Consider the following 21412-nt stretch of genomic DNA (forward strand, 5'->3'; position numbering starts at 1 on the left):
ACTATGAGAAAATTAATTTCAAGATGTATGGTAATTGCTTTTATTCTTTTAGGAATATCAGCTTATTCACAGGCAAAAATAAAATTTTCGAGCATTCCTAATGTTTTGCAGGGAATAGAGCCTAACGATAAAATTGACTTTTGGGTGTTGAATTACAATACCTATGGAAAAGATCAGGAATTAAAAGTTTCAGGAACTAAAAAAGACTTTATTCCTCAGACATCAGGATTTGATTTATTTCCGGATGAAGATAGCTTTTATTACATCGTTTATTCCTCCGGTGGAAAAATTAATTACGTTACGGATCTTGATGCCTTAAAAAAGTTTGTCGGAAAGATAGATAATGTTCAGGAAGCAGCCATTTTAGCTACTGTGGATGGTTATATGATCGATGAAGAATTTAAGGATGTAGCAGGAAATTATTATGAAGATCAATCTAACTATTACCTGGATTTAGGAAAATTAACGTCAAAGGAATGTCCTTATCAGAAAACCCATTTTACATTAACTGTAAATAAAGCTTCAGGAGCAGTTACTCAGGTAAAAGATAATGGGACTTATATAGAGCTTTATAATAAGAAATGTGCCAATAATCCAAGGCTTTTAAAAATCGAAAAAAAAGAAGAATCTAAAGATGAGTCTAAAAAATCACCCAAAAGAAGGTAATTTCTACGAAACAGAAAGACTTATCCTTCGTCCGATAACCGTGGATGACCGTGAGTTTATATTTGATCTTTACAACAGACCAAAGTTTATACAGTTTATTGGTGACCGTCATCTTAAGAATGTCTCCGATGCCGAAGCCTATATCAAAAACAGGTTTCTCCCTCAATTGGAACGGTTAGGATTTGGAAACTATCTTGTTATAACTAAAGAAGGAAATAATAAGGTGGGTGCAGTAGGAATTTTCGAACGGGAAGGACTGGAAATATTAGATATAGGATTTTCTTTGTTGGATGAATTTGAAGGCAAAGGATATGCTTATGAAGCTGCCTTAAAAGTTAAATCTATCGGTATGGATGACTTTGGGTTAAAGAAAATATCTGCCATTACTTCTAAAGATAATTTTTCTTCTCAAAAGCTAATTGAAAAGCTGGGATTGAAATTTCAAAAATACGTAAGTCTTCCAGGGGATAATGAAGAATTGAGATACTACGAAACCGAATAAAATTTCTTTAAAATAAATAGTACAAACCTTTAAACAGCCTTCCTAGTATGGACTTTGTTTAAAGGTTTGTTTTATTATATAATTTTATCCTTCTAAAATTTGTTCTGCTGCAGTCTTCGAGGTTACTTTATCAATAACTCTTGTGCAGATGCCTTTTTCATCAAAGATAAAAGTAGTTCTCACGATTCCCATATACGTTTTGCCAAAAGTCTTTTTCTCCTGCCAAACACCAAATTTTTCGATAACATCACGATTTTCATCTGCAATCAGATCATAAGGAAAAGCAAATTTACTATGAAAGTTTTTCTGTTTTTTTACAGAATCTCCACTGATACCTAAAAGTTGAAATCCTGCTTTTTTTAGCTGCGAATAATTATCACTCAGATTACATGCTTCCACAGTACAAGTTGGAGTGTTGGCTTGCGGATAAAAGAAGATAATTAGTTTTTTTCCAATGAGTTTAGATGAATTTATTGTTTCTCCATCTTGATTGGTCCCTTCAAATTCGGGTAATTTGTCGCCTACTTTCAACATATTGTTTATTTTTGTTCAAATTTAGTGGTTACATGACAAAAAAGCAAAGAGCTGAGCTTGTTCAGCTTGAATTAGAAAAATTATATCCTGAAGTTCCTGTTCCGCTTGCGCACACCGATGCTTATACATTGATGGTCGCCGTCGCACTCTCAGCACAAACGACGGATAAAAAGGTGAATGAAGTAACACCACAACTTTTTAAAGTAGCAGGAACACCGGAAAAAATGGCGAAGCTTGAAGTTTCAGAGATCAAAGAACTTATCAAAGAGATCGGGCTGTCAAATACTAAAGCCAAAAACCTGAAAAGGATGGCGGAATTATTGCTTGAAAGGCATAATGGTATAGTGCCGCAAACTTATGAGGAGCTTGAGGCTTTACCAGGCGTAGGACACAAAACAGCTTCGGTGGTCATGAGCCAGGGATTCGGATTTCCTGCATTTCCTGTCGACACTCATATCCACAGATTAATGACCCAATGGAAGCTTACTTCAGGGAAAAATGTTGTGGAAACAGAAAAGGATGCCAAAAATATCTGGAAGGAGGATGTATGGAATAAACTTCATCTCCAGATCATTTTCTATGGAAGAGAATATTCTCCGGCACGGGGAAAAGGAGATAAAGATTTCATTACCAAGATGATGTTTGAAAAATAATCAGCTATCCAGTAATCTTCTGTGATAATTGATCTGTCCCAAATGATAGCTTAAATGTCCCATAAGATGAATCAGAAAATATCCGGTTGTCATTTTGTATCCCAATGGTTCAAAAGGATATTCGTTTTCTAGGTCAGCATCTGTAAGGTTATTTAAAGAGGAGTTTACAACTTCAAGAGTATTTTCAATTTGTCGAAGTAACTCTGCTCTTGGAATATCTTTTAAAGAAAATTCAAGTTCACGGTTTCTTATATATCCGGTATTTCCAAGGATAGCGCCTACGAAATGGCTCAGGTTTCCGACCAGATGAAGAGATAGGGTTCCTGCAGAATTAGCAATGTTTTTATCTGTTTTCCAAATAGATGCTTCATTATGGTAAGCTTCAATTTCTGCTTTTAGTTTATTTAAATCTCTGGCAAAGAGAGATTGTAAAGATTCAATTGTCATGTTTATAGTTTTGTCTGTTATTGATTGTGTCTTTGAAAGAAGGAATCATCAAGCTTCTTTGCAAAAAATTAATTACCATTAAACTTAAAAAAGGAGCAATTTTAATAAACTGCTCCATCAAAAATATTAATTTTTTATTTTTTTAAAAGATTACTTTTGCTTCTTCGCCCAAAGTTCCATTTTTCTGTTCAAAACATCAAGTGGAAGACAACCCTGGCTTAGAACTTCATCATGGAAATTGGCCAGATTAAATTTCTTTCCTAGCTGTTTCTGATACTGATCTCTCAACTCACGTATTCTTAAAGAACCGATTTTATATCCCAGCGCCTGTCCCGGCATTGCCATATATCTTTCCACTTCTGCAGTTGCTCCTGCTTCATCATAAGAGATATTGCTTAGAAAGTATTTAATTGCTTCCTCTCGGGTCATTTTTCCTGTATGAAGTCCAGTATCCACAACCAACCTTACAGCTCTCAGCATCTGGTCGCTTAAATATCCCATTTTCTGATAAGGATCTGTATACAATCCAAACTCAGGACCTAATGTTTCACAATAATGCGCCCAGCCTTCTCCATAAGCTCCGAACCACCCGAATCTCATAAACTTAGGAAGCTTTGTGTTTTCCTGCTGAAGAGAAACCTGATAATGATGTCCTGGTATCGCTTCATGCAAGAAAAGGGATTCCATTCCGGAAGTTACATTGAATTTTGCCGGATCCGGAAGGGGAACGTAAAAGATACCCGGTCTCTTACCGTCAGGAGTTCCGGGAGTATACTCAGCGCTTGCGGTGGCCTCTCTAAACTTTTCCGTCTGTCTGATCTCAAATTTTGTTTTCGGAGTTACATTAAACATGGTTTTCTGTTTCGGAGTTATTTTGGCTAAGATTCCGTTAAAACCAGCCAGAACTTCTTTTGACGTTTTGTAAGGCATTGCCTTAGGGTCTGTCTTTACAAATGTTATAAACTCTTCCAGACTTCCTGTGAATCCGACCTGCTGTTTTACCTTCTCCATTTCTGAACGAAGCATGGCCACCTGCTGAATACCGATTTTATTAATTTCTTCAGGAGACTTGTTGGTTGTTGTCCAGCTTTTTACATAGTACTGGTAAATTTCGTTTCCTTTTGGTAAGCTGTTGTAACCATCTGTATCTCTGCCTTTAGGCAAGTATTCCTTTTCTAAAAAGTTACCCATTTTTGTGTAGGCAGGAATGATTTTTTTGAGAATAGCATCCTTGTAAAGTGTGGTGAACTTTTCTTTTTGTGCCTGGGTGAAATTCTTAGGGAATTTTTTGATAGGACCGTAAAATATATTTTTTTCAAAGTCCGGAGTAATGATTTCTTCCGCTTTCATCTGGGGAATCATCTTTACAATGAGCTTTTTAGGCAAAACTATTTTATTGCTAATTCCTTCTTTAAAATTTTCTATTGCAGTGTCCATCCACACCGGAAATTTATTCATTCTCTGCAACCAGTCCGCATAGTCTTTTTCTGTTTTAAAAGGCTGGCTTCCTTCTCCACTGCCAAACAGGGGAAAGTTCAGAGGAAGTCCTGTAAACTGGCTGAATGGAATATATTCCGGATGATACGCATAGGCTTCTATTTTGTCTTTTAAGGTATAATCCAGTACATCATAAACTACTTTATCATCATCAGAGAGATTTTTATAATCCACTTTATCTAATTGGTTCTGAATAGAATTATAAAAAGCAATTTCTCCTGAAATAAAATCTTTATCAATATTAATAGGTAATTGATCATTATACCTTGTGTCTCCTTGAGAAGTAGCATCAAGAGGATACAGTTTCAGATATTGTTCATAATAGTTAGAAGCAATGGAGTCTAAATTCGTTGGAGTTACTTTCGTTAAAGGGGAGTCAGACTTTTTACACGCTGTCAGGCTTATCACCAATCCTAAGCTTAAAATACTTTTTGATAAAAAATTTTTCATTTCAGAATCTTTATGTAACAAAAGTAAGTATTATTGGAGGATCAGAAAAAGATAGGATCATGATTTTGGAAAAAATAATTTTCAAAATATTTTTCAAATTCAATCTATTTTTTATCTTTGCTTAAAACATTTAACAATCATATTATTACAGCTCTTTTTTAAGAAATAATGAAAGGGATTTTAAAAATTTACCATCCGGACGAAACGTTAAAATACAATATAAGAAGTACTTATTGCAAGGCTATTTATAGTAATCAACAACATTTCCTTGAAGTTGAAATCATAACGGATGATGGCTTGGATCATGTAGAAGATGATTCTTTACAATACAATTTTCCACAACTCTCACTAGAAGTTTTCGACTTTCCTATTGATTCTGCGGACCTTGAAGGAAAAACGATAAACATCAATGATTCTGAAGATGAAACCTTTACAGAGGTGGATTTGTTCGACGATGAAGATGCTTTTATCTACGATAATGAGCTGGTATTTGAAAAAAATGAAGAAGGCGAATTGGATCTGATCTGGAAGGGAACGATTGATGATTTTTACACAGGATCAGATACTCCGATTGCTTTTAGACTTAAATGTGAACTAAAACAGGATAATATTGAGGTAGACGAAGATTAAAAAATTTATCTTCCTCAATAATTTTATATTCAATTTCTTTTCAAAATTCTTTTTGGAAAGAAATTTGCTGTTTATGTGGCAATGGAAAATTTAAGTTGTTTTTAAGCATTTTTTAAGACATGAATTAATAATATTCCATTACTTTTGTCGTTTAAATTCATTATAAAATATTCACATTAATGCTGTTAACGGAACTTACTCAGATCTTATTTGCACAAATTGCAACACCCGCAGTTGCCACAGACAATTTAGAATTTTCATTTTGGAATATCATGTTCCATGGAGGAGCCTTCGCTAAAATAGTGATGGTGACCGTATTACTGCTTGGTGTGTTTTCAGTATATCTGTTTTTTGAACGGTTTTTCTTTATTAAAAGATTGTCCTCAAAAACAGATTCCAATTTTATGAATAATATTGAAGACTTTATTAAAGAAGGTAAAATTGAATCAGCGGTAGATTATTGCAAAAGACAAAACTCACCGGAAGGCAGAATATTGGAAAAGGGGATTTCCAGATTGGGAAGGCCTGTTTCAGATATTGTAAGTGCTATGGAATCCCAGGCTCAGGTTGAAGTAGCCAACATGGAAAAGAACCTAAATCTATTAGCAGTGGTGCCAAGTATTGCTCCGATGCTGGGACTTTTGGGGACGGTTATCGGGATGATATTAGCGTTCTTTAATTTGTCACATGCAACGGGGTCTTTCTCTCCGAAAACACTGTCAGAAGGTATTTATACTGCTTTGGGACAAACGGCTGTTGGTTTGGCGGTAGCGATTCCTGCTAACTTTTTTTACAATATCCTTTTAACAAGGATTGATAAATTTGTTTTGAGAGCTCAGAACATGTCTGGTGAATTTTTGGATCTTATCAACAAACCTTTATAAATCTTTCTTATGAAATCGCTGTGAAAAACATTCATTGTATAGACTTATTAAGAGCGATTCCATCTGACCCATAAAAATTTAGAATAAACAGATGAAAATTCAAAGAAGAAATAAAGCAAATCCGGAGTTTAGTTTGGCGGCGATGACTGATGTCATCTTGCTCATGCTGATCTTCTTTATGATAACATCTTCAGCGGCTAATCAAAGTGCTATTGACGTAAACTTGCCAAAGACAAGCACTGCTGATGATAATATACCGAATCCCCTTACAGTAACCATTAAACCTGACGGAACTTATTATATTGACGATAAGCCTGTAGCAAGGGAACAGCTTGAACAAACGATTGTCAGTAATTTAACCAATCAAACGAATAAATCTTTTACGATTCGGGCAGACGAAAACACGTTGCATAAAGATGTTGTTTTTGCCATGGAAATTGCAGAGAAGCATAAATTCAATATTGCTCTTGCAACTGTTAAAGATAAATAACCGGAACTTAAGATCCTGGTAATTAGTAAAAAATGAAAAGTTATACTGTAAACAAAAATGAGGAAACCCGGGACCGGATAAAAAGTGGAATACTTTCTATCCTGGTATGGTCTGCAATCCTGCTTTTTGTTTTTCTATATAAATTAAAGCCGGAACAGAATAAGGAGCCTGAGGTTGTAACCACTATGTTGGTAAACTTTGGAGATAACCGGAATGGAAATGGTATCGAAGAACCGGCAGAACAGGAAGGAAGTTTAGCTGCAAAATCGGAAGAAGTTACTCCCGAACCTGTAGAAGCCGTTGTTCCTGAAACTAAAACCGTAGTAAAACCTGAACCCAAGACAGAAACTAAGAAATCTGAACCCAAAGATAAAGTAATCACCGGAAATAGTAAAAAAGCGAACGTTCCGAAAAAAGAAGAATCAAAATCGAATAAAAAAGAAACGACAAGTTCATCCGCTTCGAAAAACACTAAAAAGACTTCCGGAGCCACAGCAAATTCTAAAACCGGAAATGGAGATGGAAAAGGGAATGCGGCAATCGGTAACCTGATAAAAGGAAGAGGAACAAAAGCGGGCAGTCAAGGAACGGGAACAGGTATAGGAAATGCAGGAGATCCTTTAGGGGGAGATGGAAATGGAGACAGTAAAGTAGGAATCGACAGAAAATTGATTGGCTACATCCCCGGAACAATGGGCAGAGGAGGAGCACAACCACAACACAACTGTACAGCCAGTGGATCCGTTACAGTTGCTTACACCGTTGATAAGGCCGGAAATGTAGTCTCTGCAAGAAGAGTAGGGGGAATATCGGATCCTTGTGTATCTTCAACCTCTGTAGCGTGGGTTAAAAAATATGTAAAAGCTGAAAAGGCCAGTACATCATCCATCGGGACCTATAAGATCACATTCTAAAAATACAAAAGCACTTTATTCAAGTGCTTTTTTTATTTCATTGATTCTGTTGATTATAGGAAGGGCAAAGATTCCACTTGTCTGAAGATACAGTTCATAAAAGGTTTTTGCTTTATCCTGAAAATCGCGGTTTTCTGTTTCCTTTCCTTTAAAATAAAAAAGGTTTCCAAGCATTTCATAATAGTCTTTATGATCCCTTTCCTGTCTTTCATTCACGATTTCTATGATTTCTTCCTTTGTCTTAGAAGAGATTGCCATAAAATCTATTTTAAAAATATCCTTCATCAGAGAATCAAAATCCAATTCTTTTTGCATCAAACTTTCTTCAGGCTTGTCTAAAATAAGTTTTTCCAGGGCCTGTGTCAGTTGACGGATCAGGCGCAATGTAAATTCTTTATCTGTAATCATATTCTGGTTGCTTGTTTGTTTGGTTATTGAATGGTAAAAATGATATATACTAGGCAAAAAATAAATAAGCCAGCGCAATTGACGTGATAACACCTACTAAATCGGCCAGAAGCATTGCAATTACCGCATATCTTGTGTTTTTAACCGCTACGGCCCCGAAATAGACCGCAATTACATAAAACGTCGTATCTGAGCTTCCTTGCAAAACTGCTGCTAATTTGCCCTGAAAACTATCTGCTCCGAATGTGGACATAGTGTCAACCATCATTCCGCGTGCTCCCGACCCTGAAAGAGGTTTTATTAAAGCTGTGGGTAATCCGTCCACAAATCTTGCATCTAAACTGGCTGCATTGGCAACCCATTTCATTCCATCTATGATCACATCGAAAACCCCCGAGGTCCTGAGAAGAGAAATAGCGATCAACATTCCAACTAAATAGGGGATAATCTTAACACAAGTTGTAAATCCTTCTTTTGCGCCATCAATAAAGGCATCAAATACATTGATCTTTTTATAAACTGCTCCAAGCACGATCGCTAAGAAAATAAACAAAATAAGGCCGTTACTTAGAACCTTGCTGAATGTATCCAGCTCATCTTTACTCAACCGGACAAGGTATAAAACCAAAAAACCTATAATTGCTGAAATTCCACCGACATATGCAATTACGATTGGACGAAGCAGATTGATCTTCTGGTAAAGAGAAACGATGATCATTGCTGCCAGTGTTGCGGTAAAAGTAGCAATCATACATGGAAGAAAGATATCCGTTGGCGTCTTTGAGCCCATGGAGGCTCTTATAGCAATGATAGAAACCGGGATCAGCGTCATTCCACCAGCATGAAGACACAGAAACATGATCTGGGAATTACTGGCGGTGTCTTTATTGGGGTTTAAGGTCTGTAAGCTTTCCATGGCCTTAAGTCCAAAAGGAGTGGCTGCGTTGTCAAGTCCCAACAGGTTCGCACTGAAATTCATAAGCATATGGCCGAAAGCAGGATGATTTTTAGGAATTTCCGGGAAAAGTTTTGAAAAGAAAGGCTGAATAAGCCGACTGAGCAAATTGATTCCACCTGCTTTTTCCGCAATACTCATAAAACCCATAAAAAGAGTCATGATGCCTATTAGCCCAATGCATATTTTAACTGCAGTTTCTGCCGTCCCAATGACCCCGTCAGCTTCCTGAACACGATATACCTTTACGTTTTGTTGTAATGAGTCTGTTTTATAATGAATTCTGTCTTCTGCAAAATCAGGTTTCTTCATGAGACTGTCCCTGATAATGGGAGAAAGCATATTCATTTTTTGTGATGCGATCTGTACTGTATCTCCTCCTTTTCCTACTACCATATCATTGAAAATGGTATTATAATGACTTGAAGAGATATATTTTATGCCTGCAATGGCGATAGCAACGATAATAAAAGCGGACCAAATTCTGCTTAAAACCATTTGATTGAATTAATTGTTTAAACTTATCAAAAATACTTTAAACTACAAAGGACACAAAGGGGCCAATGTTTTTTTAGTTAAACCGGCTTATTCTTCAAGATATACAAGATGGCCCTCAAAATCGTCATCGAGGTTTTTAAGGACTTTTGCGTCGTCCATCTTTTTAACCAAAGCATCTATAAAAAAACTTTTTTCAAAAAACTGCCGGTGAATACCAGGAAGAATTTCCATAAAATAATCCATTCCGATCTTATTATTATGAAGGTCCATCTTGGTTTCCAAAGGTTTATTTGGAAATAATTCTTCGTGTAAATCTGTTATTTTTTTGCAGAAATCAAGAGCTTTTTGAGGTGAGGAGATCTTGGAACAATACATCAAGATAAAACAACACCATAATGCATGTCTGAAGGCATTGCCAATTCCATTATTTGAAGCTGTTTCAGGAAAACGAGCCTGTGCAATGGTGAAGGCTTTAACAGTCGCATAAAAACTCAATAGGGAAAATAAAGGATGTGGCAGAACAAGAGATAAAAGACGGAGAATCTTTTTAAAACTCATGGCCCGAATGGTATTGAAAAATATTCTGAAGGTTCTCATAAATAAAAATCTCTCCCTAATCAGAGAGAGATTATATCGTATTTGTTACAAATTTTTAAGCATGTGTTGCTAATAAATTTACTGTTTTAGAGACCACATCTTTAATTTCTGTTCTCTTCACAATAAAGTCTACAAATCCTTTTTCCTGAAGGAATTCAGATGTCTGGAAGCCTTCCGGTAAATCTCTACCGATTGTTTCGCGAATTACCCTTGGTCCAGCAAAACCGATCAGAGCTCCAGGTTCAGCCATAATGATATCTGCTGTCATTGCGAAAGATGCAGTAATTCCTCCAAAAGTAGGATCACATAAATAAGCAATATACAGTAAGCCCGCTTCTGAAAGCTGTGCTAATTTAGCCTGTACTTTTGCCAACTGCATCAAAGAATAAGTTGCTTCCTGCATTCTTGCTCCTCCGGACTGACAAATGATCATATAGGGAAGTTTATGTGCGATACAATAATCTACAGCTCTTCTTATCTTTTCTCCCATTACAGATCCCAGAGATCCTCCGATGAAAGCAAAGTCCATACAAGAAACCACCATTTCAGTGCCTTTCACTGTTCCTACAGCATTTCTGATAGAGTCTGTAAGTTTTGTTTTTGCTTTTACTTCTTTCAGACGATCAACATACGGTTTTGTATCTTTGAAGTTTAGGATGTCTATACTTTCAACATTAGCATCTAGTTCAGTGAATTTACCTTCATCAAAAAGGATATCAAAAAATTCTGCACTTCCTATTCTTACATGAAATCCATCTTCAGGAGAAACATAATTGTTTTTCCTTAGCTCTTCGTGTTCCACTATTTTTCCTGATGGAGTTTGGTGCCAAAGGCCCTTAGGAACATCCTTTTTTTCATCAGTAGAAGTGGTAATGTTTTTTGCTTTTCTTTTAAACCAGTCGAATGCCATTTTTGTTTGTATTAATGTATAAATGTAAAATGTATTAGTGCAAATGTATGAATACGTTTTACACTAATACAAATGTACAGTTCTTATTTTAAAGTATTTACGTTATTTAAATCTTCAAAAGCTTTAACCAATCTTGTAGAGAACGTTTCTTCACCTTTTCTTACCCAAACTCTTGGGTCATAGAATTTTTTGTTAGGTTTTTCTTCTCCCTCAGGGTTTCCGATTTGAGATCTTAAATAATCGATATTGTTAACCATATAATCTCTAACACCTTCTGTATAAGCGAACTGAAGATCCGTGTCAATATTCATTTTGATCACACCGTAATCAATTGCTTCTCTGATTTCTTCTAAAGTAGAACCAGAACCTCCGTGGAATACAAAGTTGACCGGTTTTGCAGCGGTTCCGAATTTTTCCTGAACAAATTTTTGAGAATTATCCAGAATTTTTGGTGTAAGAACAACGTTTCCAGGCTTATAAACTCCATGTACGTTACCGAATGCCGCAGCAATAGTAAAGTTATCAGAAACAGCCTTTAGTTTTTCGTATGTGTAAGCTACATCTTCCGGTTGCGTATATAATTTTGCATTATCTACATCAGAGTTATCAACACCATCTTCTTCTCCTCCTGTAACACCAATTTCAACTTCCAGAGTCATCTGCATTTTTGCCATTCTTTCGAAATATTTAGCAGAAATTTCAATGTTTTCTTCTAAAGGCTCCTCAGAAAGGTCCAGCATATGGGAAGAATAAAGAGATTTTCCTGTTAGTCTGAAATACTCTTCATTAGCATCCATTAAACCGTCAATCCAAGGCAATAGTTTTTTTGCGCAGTGGTCTGTATGTAAGATTACAGTAGCTCCATAAGCTTCTGCCAAAGTGTGAATATGTCTAGCACCGGCAATTGCTCCTAAAATAGCAGACTTTTGTCCGTCGTTGCTTAATCCTTTTCCTGCGTTGAACGCAGCTCCACCATTTGAAAACTGAATAATAACAGGAGAGTTTAGTTTTGCTGCAGTTTCCATAACAGCATTTACGTTGCTGGAACCGATAACGTTTACAGCTGGTAACGCAAATTTATTTTCTTTAGCATACTGAAAAATATCAGTAACCAATTGACCTGTGGCAACTCCTGCCGGAAAAATTCTGCTCATGTTTTACTTTTTAATAAATTATTAGGTGTTTGTAAAGTTGTTGTAAAGGTAATAAAATTTGCTTAAATGCTAATTTCTTTTGTCCCGCCCCCAAAGTAGTTTCTGGCGGATTGTTTCATAAAAACTTAAATTATTAGGCTGAACCAAAAGAATCTGGAAATCAGCCTTTTTTATAACGACTTCCTGATCAGTCTCTATATGTATTAGTCTTGAATCAAGAGAAAGAGAATATTGGGATACCCTGCTTTCTACCTTGAATTTTATCTCAACACGGTCATTTACTACCAATGGCCTTACATTCAGATTATGTGGCGCAATAGGAGTTATGACAAAGTTTTCGTTATTAGGAGAAATAATAGGCCCCCCACAACTCAATGAGTAGGCTGTAGAACCTGTAGGAGTGGAGACAATAACACCATCTCCCCAGAATACATTCAGAAATTCATCATTGATAAATGAATCTACGGTGATCATGGACGTTGTTTCTTTTCTTGAAACGGTAACGTCATTCAAAGCGTATGGAAAAAATTCTTCAGATCTTGGGGAAACCACTTCGATCACAGAGCGTCGGCTGGTTTTTACATCTCCTTTCAGAATTGCGTCAAGTTCTTTGAATGCTTCTTCCTTGGTAAAGCTGGCTAAAAAACCCAACCTTCCTGTATTTACTCCGACAATAGGAATTTCAAGATCTTCAATAAAGGTTAAAGAGTTGACTATCGTTCCGTCTCCTCCGAATGTGAAAAAAAGATCAACTTCTTTCTCTACAAGATCCTGTTTATTATTAAAGGTTTCGAAAATTTTTGAAAACTGAAGGGCTTCAGCCATTTCATCGTATAAAACAGATTTTACGCCCCTGCTCTCAAGCTCTGAAACGAATTTGCTTAAATATAAAAAAGTATCAAGATCTTTTTTTTGAGAATATATAGCTGCCTTCATGTTATATTTCTATAAATTTTTGGAAAAAGCCAAATCTGTCTTTAAACAGGTCTGTTTTTTCATCAGAGTAGAATTTTTCAACAATTCTATAATCATACCGGTCGAACGTGGCATCAATAGATGCAAGATTTTCATTGCTGATCTTTATGGTTACCCGAACCACTTCTTCCGACATAAAGCTGATAAATCCACCGTAGAATTTAGAATTGTTGCTTTCCACAATATTGGCAATTTCTGTCATGGAATATTTTCTTGCGGGAGCTTCTACAGTAAGTATAGCTCCTGATTCAGAAAACAAAGGATAGCGTGATAAATCCTGAAAGACATCTTCACACATGATATATCCTAAATATTTTTCTGTTTTATTGATGACCGGAATTACATTCGAATTGAAGGTATAAAATAAACGAATGCTGTCCATGATATTGTTATCCTCAAGAATAGCAAATCGTTCAACCTGGTGCTCCAGATCTTTTAATGTTCCTTCAGCGTCATAAAGAAACTCTCTGGCAATAGCTCCGTAAAAGTGATGGGATTTTTTAATGAAAACATGAGTGTATCCAAAGTCTTCTAATGTACTTCTTGCTGATTCTATTGAGTCAGTCAGGCTAAAACATGGGAAATCCTTTGAGATATAGTCCTTGATAAACATTGTGCTAATTTATAAAAAATTAAACGAAACTGTTTTGTAATATTCGTTTTTTTTTTCGTGAAAATGAAAAATCCGGGTCAAAAATTTGTTTGTAAATAAAAATAAAGTATCTTTGTCGCCTTTCATTTTTACTTTTTATTAGATTTATTTCAAACTGCACTGTCTATTGGACATATGCAGTTTTTTATTTTAAAGCCTTTGTAAACTCCCACATAACGAGCCCTCCGCATACACTTACATTCAGTGAATGTTTTGTTCCTAGTTGAGGAATTTCCAGGAATACATCAATGTTTTCCAAAGCTTCATCACTTATTCCTTCTACCTCATTACCCAGTATCAAGGCATATTTTTTAGTCTTATCTATGGTAAAATCTGTGATCATAGTACTATTACTGGTTTGCTCTATGCCAATTATTTCAAACCCCTGACTTTTTAAATCCCGGATTGCTGTGTTGATATTGTTTTCATATGCCCAGTCTACACTTTCTGTAGCTCCTAAAGCTGCTTTGTGAATTTCACGGTGGGGTGGTTGCGGAGTAATACCACAAAGAATTATTTTTTCAATCAAAAAAGCATCGGCTGTTCGGAACGTGGCTCCTACATTGTGCATACTTCTTACATTATCCAAAATGACGATCAAAGGAATTTTCTCAACCTTTTTAAATGTTTCAACATCTATTCTGTTGAGTTCTTCCAGTTTTAATTTATGTACCAATTATATTATTTTGTAGAGATTAATTTTCCGTCTTTATATATTTCTGTTTTTTCAATGCTTCCGTCTTCACGGTAATGAACGCGTGTTCCATTCCATTTATCGTTGGCGAACTCTGTTTCACGCTGAACTTTTCCTGATGGATAAAGCATTTTCCATTTTCCTGTGGCTATCCCGTTTTCGTAGTAGCCAATTTGTTTTACCGATTTTCCGTTCTCATAAAAAACCTTGCTTTCACCATTCAGCTTTCCGAACTTATAATTTGAAATTTCGGTGATGGTGCCGGAAGGTGAATAAAACGTACCGGTAGAAGCATTGTCATAGACATTTTTTTCTCCGTTTCTGAAAACCTCTTTAGAAGTCAGGATACCATTTTTATCGTAGTATGCCCATTCTTTTATTTTGTAATCCTTTTTGTATTCTCCTTTTGCCTGAACTTTTCCATTTTCATAGTAAAAGATTGCATCACCATCCAGTTTTCCCTTTTTCCACTCAGCGATTTCTTTGACCTGTCCGTTTTCAAAAAACTGCTTACAGGTTCCTTCCTGTAATCCGTCTTTAAATCCACATGGTTTTTGTGCTATTGCCAAAGAAGATGCAGAAAATAATAAAAGAAAAATGTATTTCATAGATTTTTTTATTTCAAAAATAGTAAAATAGTTATATTTGATTAAAAAATATGACATGAAAAATTTACTTGTATTCGGGATGCTAACCTCTGCTTTTATACTATCAAAAGCTCAGAATACATATTATCCACAGGCCTTCTTTGATAAAAAACTGGCTCAAAACATGATCGGTTTTGGAAATTCTACCATTGAAGGAGTGGCGTCTACCAAACAAAAAAACAACTGGGGAATTAAACCTTTACTGGGGGAAAAACATTATGCCCCAAAGGGAACCGTTGTTATGCTTTTTCCTGTAACCCCTTATTTTGAAGAATTTTATAAGATGAGGAAAAAGTATGAGAATAAGAAAACAACCGTTTACATGTCTGATGAAGCTTTTAAATACAGAATAGAGGCTCTGACTGATGATCATGGCAGATTTAAATTTGAAAAATTAAAACCGGGTAATTATTATCTCGAGACGATTGTGAATTTTACTGCAACGGCAAGTTATCAGCAGCAAACAGGACAGTCGGATGCTTATAATGCTTACGGAGGATACCTTTATTCAACACCTATATACCAGACTTTTTTCTATAACTATTCGTCGGCAAATCGCGAAAGTAAATTTGTAGAAATCAAGCAAGATGGCGAACTAAAAGAAATCAACCTTTAAAGGTTGATTTTATTTTTTAATCCCATGATCTGATGGACATTTTTTTCAATATTCTGAGCAATGGTTTCCATCGGAATATCATTTTCATCATTATTGAAAGGGTCCTCAATTTCTTCGGCAATAAGTTCCAGACTCATTAAGACATAATAGACGAATACAGTCAAAGGAATCATAAATAAACCAATGCTGATAACATATGCTACAGGCAAAGCCAATACATATAAGATGATGAATTTCTTTACAAAAGACGAATAAGAATAAGGAATAGGTGTGTTTTTGATTCTTTCGCAACCTCCGCAAATATCCAGAAACCCTGAAAGCTGAGTGTCCAGATATACCATTTCTACATCTGTAATTTTACCTTCTTTTTTCAGCTGATTTAATTTATGGCTGAGTAATATTACAATTTCACTGGGGCCATGGTGCTTAAGGGATTTTTCGATCTCAGAATAATCTTCATCCAATGCAAGTCTTGTAGATTCCTTAGAAAGGTGCTTGGCGAGAAAATGAGGAAAGAACTTCAAGTATCTTGCCACCTGTTCGGCACTATGTCTGTCATTGTCAAGGATTAAATTGAGCTTTATGGCAATATTCCGGGTATCATTCACCAGTTTTCCCCATAACTTTCTTCCTTCCCACCATCTGTCATAAGCAGTATTCGTCCGGAATACCAATAGTAAAGAAAGTACAAACCCTAATAATGAATGGATCATACCTACATTGCTTACCGCAGATTTTGACGTGAGATGAAGATACTCCACCTCAAGATATTCGATTCCGTAAGAATATACTCCCACCAATAGCATTGTTGGAAAAAGGATCTTCAGGGTATCGCTTTTATGTAGGCTGAAAAGTATTTTCAGGAAATGTTTTGTATTATAAACTCTCATAAATTAGGTTGATCTTACAAAGATAATTTTTTTCATTTTATACTTTCTTTACGGAAACCCGTAATGAGGTCTTCTTCGAGCTTATTTTCTTTGTAAAAAAACTAAAAATGGGATATTACAGAAAAGGGCACTATAAAAGAGATGGCACCTGGGTAAGCGGACATTATGTAAATAAATACAGCAGAAAGAAATTTCAGAACGGGCCGGGTGGATGTGCTCTTATCTTTTTTGGAGGAATTATTTCCGTGTTGGTATATCTTTTTTCCTGATTTTTAATTGATAATATTCAAAGAATAAGAAAATGTGAAAGGTAAAGTTTTTATAAATTTCAAAAAAACATTACTTTTATTTCGCATTAAATCAATTATGGATGATTCTAGAAAAAGTAGATGTTGTCAACGATATCAGTAAAGAAGATTTTCAGAAAAATTATTTCAAAAAAAAGAAGCCCGTTCTGATCAAAAATTTTGCAAGACGTTGGGATGCATTTGATTTGTGGAACCTTGCTTACATTCGTGAAAAAGCAGGGGAGCAGGAAGTTCCGTTATATGATAATAAACCTGCTAATGCTTCTAAAAGCTCAGATGCTCCTGTTACCCATATGAAAATGAAGGATTATATCGATACGATTAAAAGTAAACCTTCAGACCTTCGTATTTTTTTCTATATCATTACTGACAGGCTTCCGGAGCTATTAAAGAACTTTACCTATCCTGATCTTGGAATGAAGTTTTTTAAAAGACTTCCAACCTTATTTTTTGGAGGAAGTGAGGCTCATGTTTTAATGCATTATGATGTGGATTTAGGAGATTTTATGCACATTCATTTTGAAGGAAAAAAAAGGATACTGCTTTTTGATCAGGAACAGTCTGCTTTTCTGTATAAAGTACCATTATCGGTTCATACTGTTTATGATGTAGATTATGAAAATCCTGATTATGAAAAGTTTCCAGCCTTGAAATATGCAAAAGGATATGAAATCTTCATGGAGCATGGAGATGCACTCTTTATTCCGGGAGCATTCTGGCATTTCAACAGGTATCTTGAGCCTGGGTTTTCGTTATCGCTACGCGCACTCCCCAACAAGCCTAAAGTTTTTGCCAGTATGCTTTATCATGTATTTATCATGAGGTATACCGATAAGCTTTTGAGAAAAGTTTTTAAAGCAAAATGGGTAAACTATAAACAGAAATGGGCATACGAAAAAAGTACTGAAGCATTAGAAAGACATCTGAGAAAAGGCCGGTAGAATACTCTTTTATTTTCTGTCTTTTAAAAGTCCGAAAATAGTAGCATCTACAAACTTACCCTTTTCAAAAAAGAAATCGCGCATGGTCCCTTCTTTTTGAAAACCAGCTGAAAACAAAAGTTTTTCAGAAGAGATATTAGCAGGATCTATAAAAGCTTCTATTCGGTGAAGATTCATTTTTTCGAATCCGAAAGATAAAATAGGCTGTACCGCTTCTTTCATATAAGCTTTTTGCCAATATTCAGGATTCAGTTCATATCCTATTTCCGCCTTAAAATGTTCGTGAAACCAATTGTGATAGCCACAGGTTCCTATAACCTTATTTTCGCCTTTCAGCTCAATAGCCCATCTAAATCCCTTATTATTTTCGAAATCGTTATTAAATGTGTCAATTAGTTTTTCGGCCTCTCCCAATTCTGTAAAAGTTGCCAGATCATAATATTCCATCACAATATCTAAAGAAAAATATTCAAATAAATCTTTAGCATCATTCCTGGTAAGTTGTCGTAAAATTAATCTGTCTGTTTCTAATATTGGAAAATCCATTACTTAATTTTATCGAAAAGTACAATAAAAAATTAATCAAAACAAAAGAGGAGCTCGTAAGATTAATAGAGAAACAATTTTTTAACCCTGAATTTATTTTTTAAATTTGACCTTCATTTTTTATTATGGCAAAAACGAAGAAGGAGACTCCATTAATGGCTCAGTATAATACCATCAAGGGAAAATACCCGGATGCTCTTTTATTATTCAGAGTGGGAGATTTTTATGAGACTTTTGGACAGGATGCAATCCGTGCTTCTCAGGTGCTTGGAATTGTGCTTACCAAAAGAGCGAACGGAGAAGGTCATATTGAACTGGCAGGATTTCCACACCACTCAGTAGATTCTTATCTGCCTAAGCTAGTTCGTGCAGGACTTAGAGTGGCTATCTGCGATCAGCTGGAAGATCCTAAAATGGTAAAAGGTATTGTAAAAAGAGGAGTGACAGAACTGGTAACCCCGGGAGTTACTTTTAATGATCAGGTACTTAGCTCCAAGAAGAATAATTTCTTGCTTTCAATCCATAAAGAAAAGGAAAAGTTTGGAATCGCACTGGTTGATATCTCTACCGGAGAATTTTTGGTAAGTGAGGGAACTCTCGAAAAGCTTTTGCATATCGTAAGCACTTTCGATCCCAGCGAAATTATCTATCAGAGAAGTGTTCAGATCCCTGAACAGTTGAAAAATAAAAGTGCTTTCAAACTGGAAGATTGGGCTTTTCAATACAATTTTGCATATGAGAAGTTAACGGGGCAGTTCAAAACCAATTCATTAAAGGGATTTGGTATAGAAAATCTCTCCCTGGCAATTACAGCGGCAGGAGCTATATTTGCGTACCTTGTAGAAGATACTCATCATAACTTACTTGCCCACATCACTAAAATCAAGGTGATCCCCCAAGATGATTTCCTGATGATGGATAATTTCACATTGAGAAATCTAGAGATTGTATATCCAAGCAACCCACAAGGAAAGTCATTGTTAGATATTATTGATAGGACTTCAACCCCAATGGGAGGTCGACTCCTAAGAAGAAGGATTATTCTTCCGCTCAAATCTGTTAATGAAATTCAAAGAAGGTTATCCCTTATTGACTTCTTAAATGAGAACGATGGATTAAAATATGAGATCTCTCAATTGCTGAAATCTATTTCCGACCTCGATCGTTTGATGGGAAAGTTAGCAGCAGAAAAAATTTCCCCGAAAGAAATAGGTTATCTTCGTCAGAGCTTAGTTAATATCCATACAATTAAGGACTTACTTCATCCGTTTGCTGATGTGCTGGCATGGATTGAACCGCTTTATGATCTTGGAGAACTGATTCAGTCTTTACAGGATAGACTCAATGAAGAACTTCCTGTAAATATTTCAAAAGGGAAAGTAATTAAAGAGGGGATTTCGGAAGAACTCGACAGGCTTAGAAACCTTCAAAGCAAAGGGCGGGGCTTTCTCGATGAAATGTGTCAACGGGAAATAGAAAGAACCGGGATTTCAAGCCTTAAAATAGATTTTAATAATGTTTTCGGATATTTTATTGAGGTCCGGAACACTCATAAAGATAAAGTTCCAGGAGATTGGTTGAGAAAGCAGACACTCGTTAATGCAGAGCGTTACATTACTGAAGAATTAAAAGAATATGAAAGTCAGATTCTTGGAGCTGAAGAAAAGATTAGTGTTTTAGAGAATGAGTTATACAGGAATGTGTGCTCTGAAACAATGGTTTATATGGACCAGATTCAGGAAAATTCGAATATCATTGCGCAGCTCGATGTAGCGGTAGGATTATCGGAGCTTGCTGTTTCAGAAAGCTATACAAAGCCTATTTTGAATGATGGCTACATTGTTGATCTGAAGGAGGCAAGACACCCAATTATTGAAAATGCCCTTCCTTTGGGAGAAAAATATATTCCTAATGATATCTTTTTAGACAAGGATTCCCAACAGATCATTATGGTTACCGGCCCAAACATGGCGGGTAAATCTGCAATTCTTCGTCAGACGGCGATCGTCTGTCTTCTGGCGCAAATAGGAAGTTTTGTGCCGGCAAAACATGCTGAAATAGGGGTTTTAGATAAGATATTTACCAGAGTAGGGGCGACAGACAATATTTCTGCCGGGGAATCTACTTTTATGGTTGAGATGAATGAAGCGGCTAACATTCTTAATAATATTTCAGAACGGAGTCTGATCCTGCTGGATGAAATCGGTCGTGGTACATCAACCTATGATGGGGTTTCAATTGCTTGGGCTATCGCAGAATATCTGCACCAGCATCCAAGTCAGGCTAAGACATTATTTGCAACCCACTACCATGAGCTGAATGAGATGACAGTTAATTTTGAAAGGGTGAAAAATTTCCATGTTTCCATACAGGAAAATAAAGGGAATATTATCTTTCTGAGAAAGCTGGTTCCGGGTGGAAGTGAGCATAGCTTCGGTATTCATGTGGCAAAACTGGCCGGAATGCCGGCGAAAGTGGTTAACAGGGCTAATGAGATTCTAAAAACCCTGGAAGCAAGCCGAACTCAGGGAACTTCATCGGAAAGTATTAAAAGAGTGACAGATGAAAATATGCAGTTATCATTTTTTCAGCTAGACGACCCTGTTTTGGAAAATATCAGAGAAGAACTTACTAAAATAGATATCAATACGCTAACCCCAATAGAAGCTTTAATGAAGCTTAATGCAATTAAGAAAATGATTGGAGGATAAAAAAAGAGAGCTTACTAGCTCTCTTTTTTTGATATGGATAATGTTAGCAACAGCTTCCATCCATTCTGCAAATTCCCACACGAGGTTCGCCGTCGGGAGTAAAGCAAAAACATTCTATGAGGCAGTCATTACCGGCTCCGCCATTGATTTCCTTTAGTTGTTTCTTTGTTAATTTTCTTTTCTGATTGTCTGATTTTTTCATGATAAAAAATTTTAATTTGGTATAACTAAAGTACATTTTTA

Annotated in this window: 26 protein-coding genes; 11 read left to right on the forward strand and 15 right to left on the reverse strand. The window is 35.9% G+C overall.

Going from position 1 to position 21412, the window contains the following annotated elements:
- Positions 1–3 precede the first annotated feature (3 nt).
- Positions 4–666 (forward strand): hypothetical protein, encoded by a 663-nt coding sequence (locus ACNFU2_RS14265; RefSeq protein WP_273650290.1) that lies wholly within the window; start codon positions 4–6, stop codon positions 664–666.
- Positions 635–1168: a GNAT family N-acetyltransferase gene (locus ACNFU2_RS14270; RefSeq protein WP_273650291.1), complete on the forward strand. Its 534-nt coding sequence runs from the start codon at positions 635–637 to the stop codon at positions 1166–1168. The genes ACNFU2_RS14265 and ACNFU2_RS14270 overlap by 32 nt, the downstream gene beginning before the upstream one ends.
- Before the next feature lie 84 nt (positions 1169–1252).
- Here the strand turns inward: ACNFU2_RS14270 and bcp are convergent, their stop codons facing one another.
- Positions 1253–1702, reverse strand: coding sequence for a thioredoxin-dependent thiol peroxidase (gene bcp, locus ACNFU2_RS14275; RefSeq protein WP_273650292.1), 450 nt, complete (start codon positions 1700–1702; stop codon positions 1253–1255).
- 32 nt (positions 1703–1734) lie between these two features.
- Here bcp and ACNFU2_RS14280 point away from each other — a divergent pair, with 32 nt between their 5' ends.
- Positions 1735–2355, forward strand: coding sequence for an endonuclease III domain-containing protein (locus ACNFU2_RS14280; protein WP_172281801.1), 621 nt, complete (start codon positions 1735–1737; stop codon positions 2353–2355).
- Here the strand turns inward: ACNFU2_RS14280 and ACNFU2_RS14285 are convergent, their stop codons facing one another.
- Together ACNFU2_RS14285 and ACNFU2_RS14290 are read right to left on the reverse strand one after the other, a co-directional pair.
- Entirely contained in the window at positions 2356–2802 is a 447-nt protein-coding gene (locus ACNFU2_RS14285) for a DinB family protein (protein ID WP_172281802.1), read from the reverse strand.
- Between the two features lie 150 nt (positions 2803–2952).
- Positions 2953–4749 (reverse strand): DUF885 domain-containing protein, encoded by a 1797-nt coding sequence (locus ACNFU2_RS14290; RefSeq protein WP_418122115.1) that lies wholly within the window; start codon positions 4747–4749, stop codon positions 2953–2955.
- A gap of 168 nt (positions 4750–4917) precedes the next feature.
- On the opposite strand from ACNFU2_RS14290, the gene ACNFU2_RS14295 reads away from it, so the two are divergent.
- The 4 genes from ACNFU2_RS14295 to ACNFU2_RS14310 all read left to right on the forward strand — a co-directional run bounded on the left by ACNFU2_RS14295 (position 4918) and on the right by ACNFU2_RS14310 (position 7667).
- Positions 4918–5379: a hypothetical protein gene (locus ACNFU2_RS14295; protein ID WP_172281806.1), complete on the forward strand. Its 462-nt coding sequence runs from the start codon at positions 4918–4920 to the stop codon at positions 5377–5379.
- Between the two features lie 179 nt (positions 5380–5558).
- Entirely contained in the window at positions 5559–6263 is a 705-nt protein-coding gene (locus ACNFU2_RS14300) for a MotA/TolQ/ExbB proton channel family protein (protein ID WP_306613237.1), read from the forward strand.
- A 91-nt stretch (positions 6264–6354) separates the two neighbouring features.
- On the forward strand, positions 6355–6753 hold the full coding sequence (locus tag ACNFU2_RS14305) for an ExbD/TolR family protein (RefSeq protein WP_306613239.1): 399 nt from the start codon (positions 6355–6357) through the stop codon (positions 6751–6753).
- A gap of 32 nt (positions 6754–6785) precedes the next feature.
- On the forward strand, positions 6786–7667 hold the full coding sequence (locus ACNFU2_RS14310; protein WP_418122118.1) for a ferric siderophore ABC transporter substrate-binding protein: 882 nt from the start codon (positions 6786–6788) through the stop codon (positions 7665–7667).
- 15 nt (positions 7668–7682) lie between these two features.
- Here the strand turns inward: ACNFU2_RS14310 and ACNFU2_RS14315 are convergent, their stop codons facing one another.
- The 9 genes from ACNFU2_RS14315 to ACNFU2_RS14355 form a co-directional block, all read right to left on the reverse strand.
- The gene (locus ACNFU2_RS14315) at positions 7683–8075 is read right to left on the reverse strand and encodes a hypothetical protein (protein ID WP_306613243.1); all 393 of its coding nucleotides are present in this window, start codon (positions 8073–8075) and stop codon (positions 7683–7685) included.
- Positions 8076–8124: 49 nt separating this feature from the next.
- Positions 8125–9528 (reverse strand): nucleoside recognition domain-containing protein, encoded by a 1404-nt coding sequence (locus tag ACNFU2_RS14320; RefSeq protein WP_306613245.1) that lies wholly within the window; start codon positions 9526–9528, stop codon positions 8125–8127.
- A gap of 87 nt (positions 9529–9615) precedes the next feature.
- Positions 9616–10125: a DUF6973 domain-containing protein gene (locus tag ACNFU2_RS14325; RefSeq protein ID WP_306613247.1), complete on the reverse strand. Its 510-nt coding sequence runs from the start codon at positions 10123–10125 to the stop codon at positions 9616–9618.
- 55 nt (positions 10126–10180) lie between these two features.
- Positions 10181–11035 (reverse strand): acetyl-CoA carboxylase, carboxyltransferase subunit beta, encoded by an 855-nt coding sequence (accD, locus tag ACNFU2_RS14330; protein ID WP_172281820.1) that lies wholly within the window; start codon positions 11033–11035, stop codon positions 10181–10183.
- 83 nt (positions 11036–11118) lie between these two features.
- A complete protein-coding gene (gene fbaA, locus ACNFU2_RS14335) occupies positions 11119–12189 on the reverse strand; it encodes a class II fructose-bisphosphate aldolase (protein ID WP_172281822.1) in 1071 nt (356 codons plus the stop codon).
- Positions 12190–12258: 69 nt separating this feature from the next.
- Positions 12259–13125 carry an NAD kinase gene (locus ACNFU2_RS14340; RefSeq protein ID WP_273650299.1) on the reverse strand — a complete coding sequence of 289 codons (867 nt, stop codon included), beginning with the start codon at positions 13123–13125 and terminating at the stop codon, positions 12259–12261.
- A 1-nt stretch (position 13126) separates the two neighbouring features.
- Positions 13127–13777 carry a CBS domain-containing protein gene (locus tag ACNFU2_RS14345; protein ID WP_172281826.1) on the reverse strand — a complete coding sequence of 217 codons (651 nt, stop codon included), beginning with the start codon at positions 13775–13777 and terminating at the stop codon, positions 13127–13129.
- Between the two features lie 184 nt (positions 13778–13961).
- Positions 13962–14492, reverse strand: a complete 531-nt coding sequence (locus tag ACNFU2_RS14350) for an RNA methyltransferase (RefSeq protein WP_306613253.1) — start codon at positions 14490–14492, stop codon at positions 13962–13964.
- Between the two features lie 5 nt (positions 14493–14497).
- Entirely contained in the window at positions 14498–15118 is a 621-nt protein-coding gene (locus tag ACNFU2_RS14355) for a toxin-antitoxin system YwqK family antitoxin (RefSeq protein WP_172281830.1), read from the reverse strand.
- Between the two features lie 55 nt (positions 15119–15173).
- Between ACNFU2_RS14355 and ACNFU2_RS14360 the strand changes: the two genes are divergently transcribed.
- Entirely contained in the window at positions 15174–15773 is a 600-nt protein-coding gene (locus tag ACNFU2_RS14360; RefSeq protein ID WP_172281832.1) for a hypothetical protein, read from the forward strand.
- Here ACNFU2_RS14360 and ACNFU2_RS14365 read toward each other — a convergent pair.
- On the reverse strand, positions 15770–16663 hold the full coding sequence (locus ACNFU2_RS14365; protein ID WP_172281834.1) for a bestrophin family protein: 894 nt from the start codon (positions 16661–16663) through the stop codon (positions 15770–15772). The two genes, ACNFU2_RS14360 and ACNFU2_RS14365, sit on opposite strands and share 4 nt — an antisense overlap.
- Before the next feature lie 107 nt (positions 16664–16770).
- Between ACNFU2_RS14365 and ACNFU2_RS14370 the strand changes: the two genes are divergently transcribed.
- Both ACNFU2_RS14370 and ACNFU2_RS14375 read left to right on the forward strand, forming a co-directional pair.
- Positions 16771–16932 carry a hypothetical protein gene (locus ACNFU2_RS14370; RefSeq protein ID WP_273650301.1) on the forward strand — a complete coding sequence of 54 codons (162 nt, stop codon included), beginning with the start codon at positions 16771–16773 and terminating at the stop codon, positions 16930–16932.
- A 101-nt stretch (positions 16933–17033) separates the two neighbouring features.
- On the forward strand, positions 17034–17912 hold the full coding sequence (locus tag ACNFU2_RS14375; protein ID WP_172281838.1) for a cupin-like domain-containing protein: 879 nt from the start codon (positions 17034–17036) through the stop codon (positions 17910–17912).
- A gap of 9 nt (positions 17913–17921) precedes the next feature.
- On the opposite strand, the gene ACNFU2_RS14380 is transcribed toward ACNFU2_RS14375, so the two are convergent.
- A complete protein-coding gene (locus tag ACNFU2_RS14380) occupies positions 17922–18458 on the reverse strand; it encodes a GNAT family N-acetyltransferase (RefSeq protein WP_273650302.1) in 537 nt (178 codons plus the stop codon).
- 125 nt (positions 18459–18583) lie between these two features.
- Between ACNFU2_RS14380 and mutS the strand changes: the two genes are divergently transcribed.
- Positions 18584–21169, forward strand: a complete 2586-nt coding sequence (gene mutS, locus ACNFU2_RS14385; RefSeq protein WP_273650303.1) for a DNA mismatch repair protein MutS — start codon at positions 18584–18586, stop codon at positions 21167–21169.
- Between the two features lie 43 nt (positions 21170–21212).
- On the opposite strand, the gene ACNFU2_RS14390 is transcribed toward mutS, so the two are convergent.
- Complete coding sequence (locus ACNFU2_RS14390; RefSeq protein ID WP_172281844.1) at positions 21213–21371, reverse strand: hypothetical protein; 159 nt, start codon at positions 21369–21371, stop codon at positions 21213–21215.
- Positions 21372–21412 lie beyond the last annotated feature (41 nt).

This window comes from Chryseobacterium sp. PTM-20240506 (assembly GCF_048296755.1).
Taxonomy (GTDB): domain Bacteria; phylum Bacteroidota; class Bacteroidia; order Flavobacteriales; family Weeksellaceae; genus Chryseobacterium; species Chryseobacterium proteolyticum.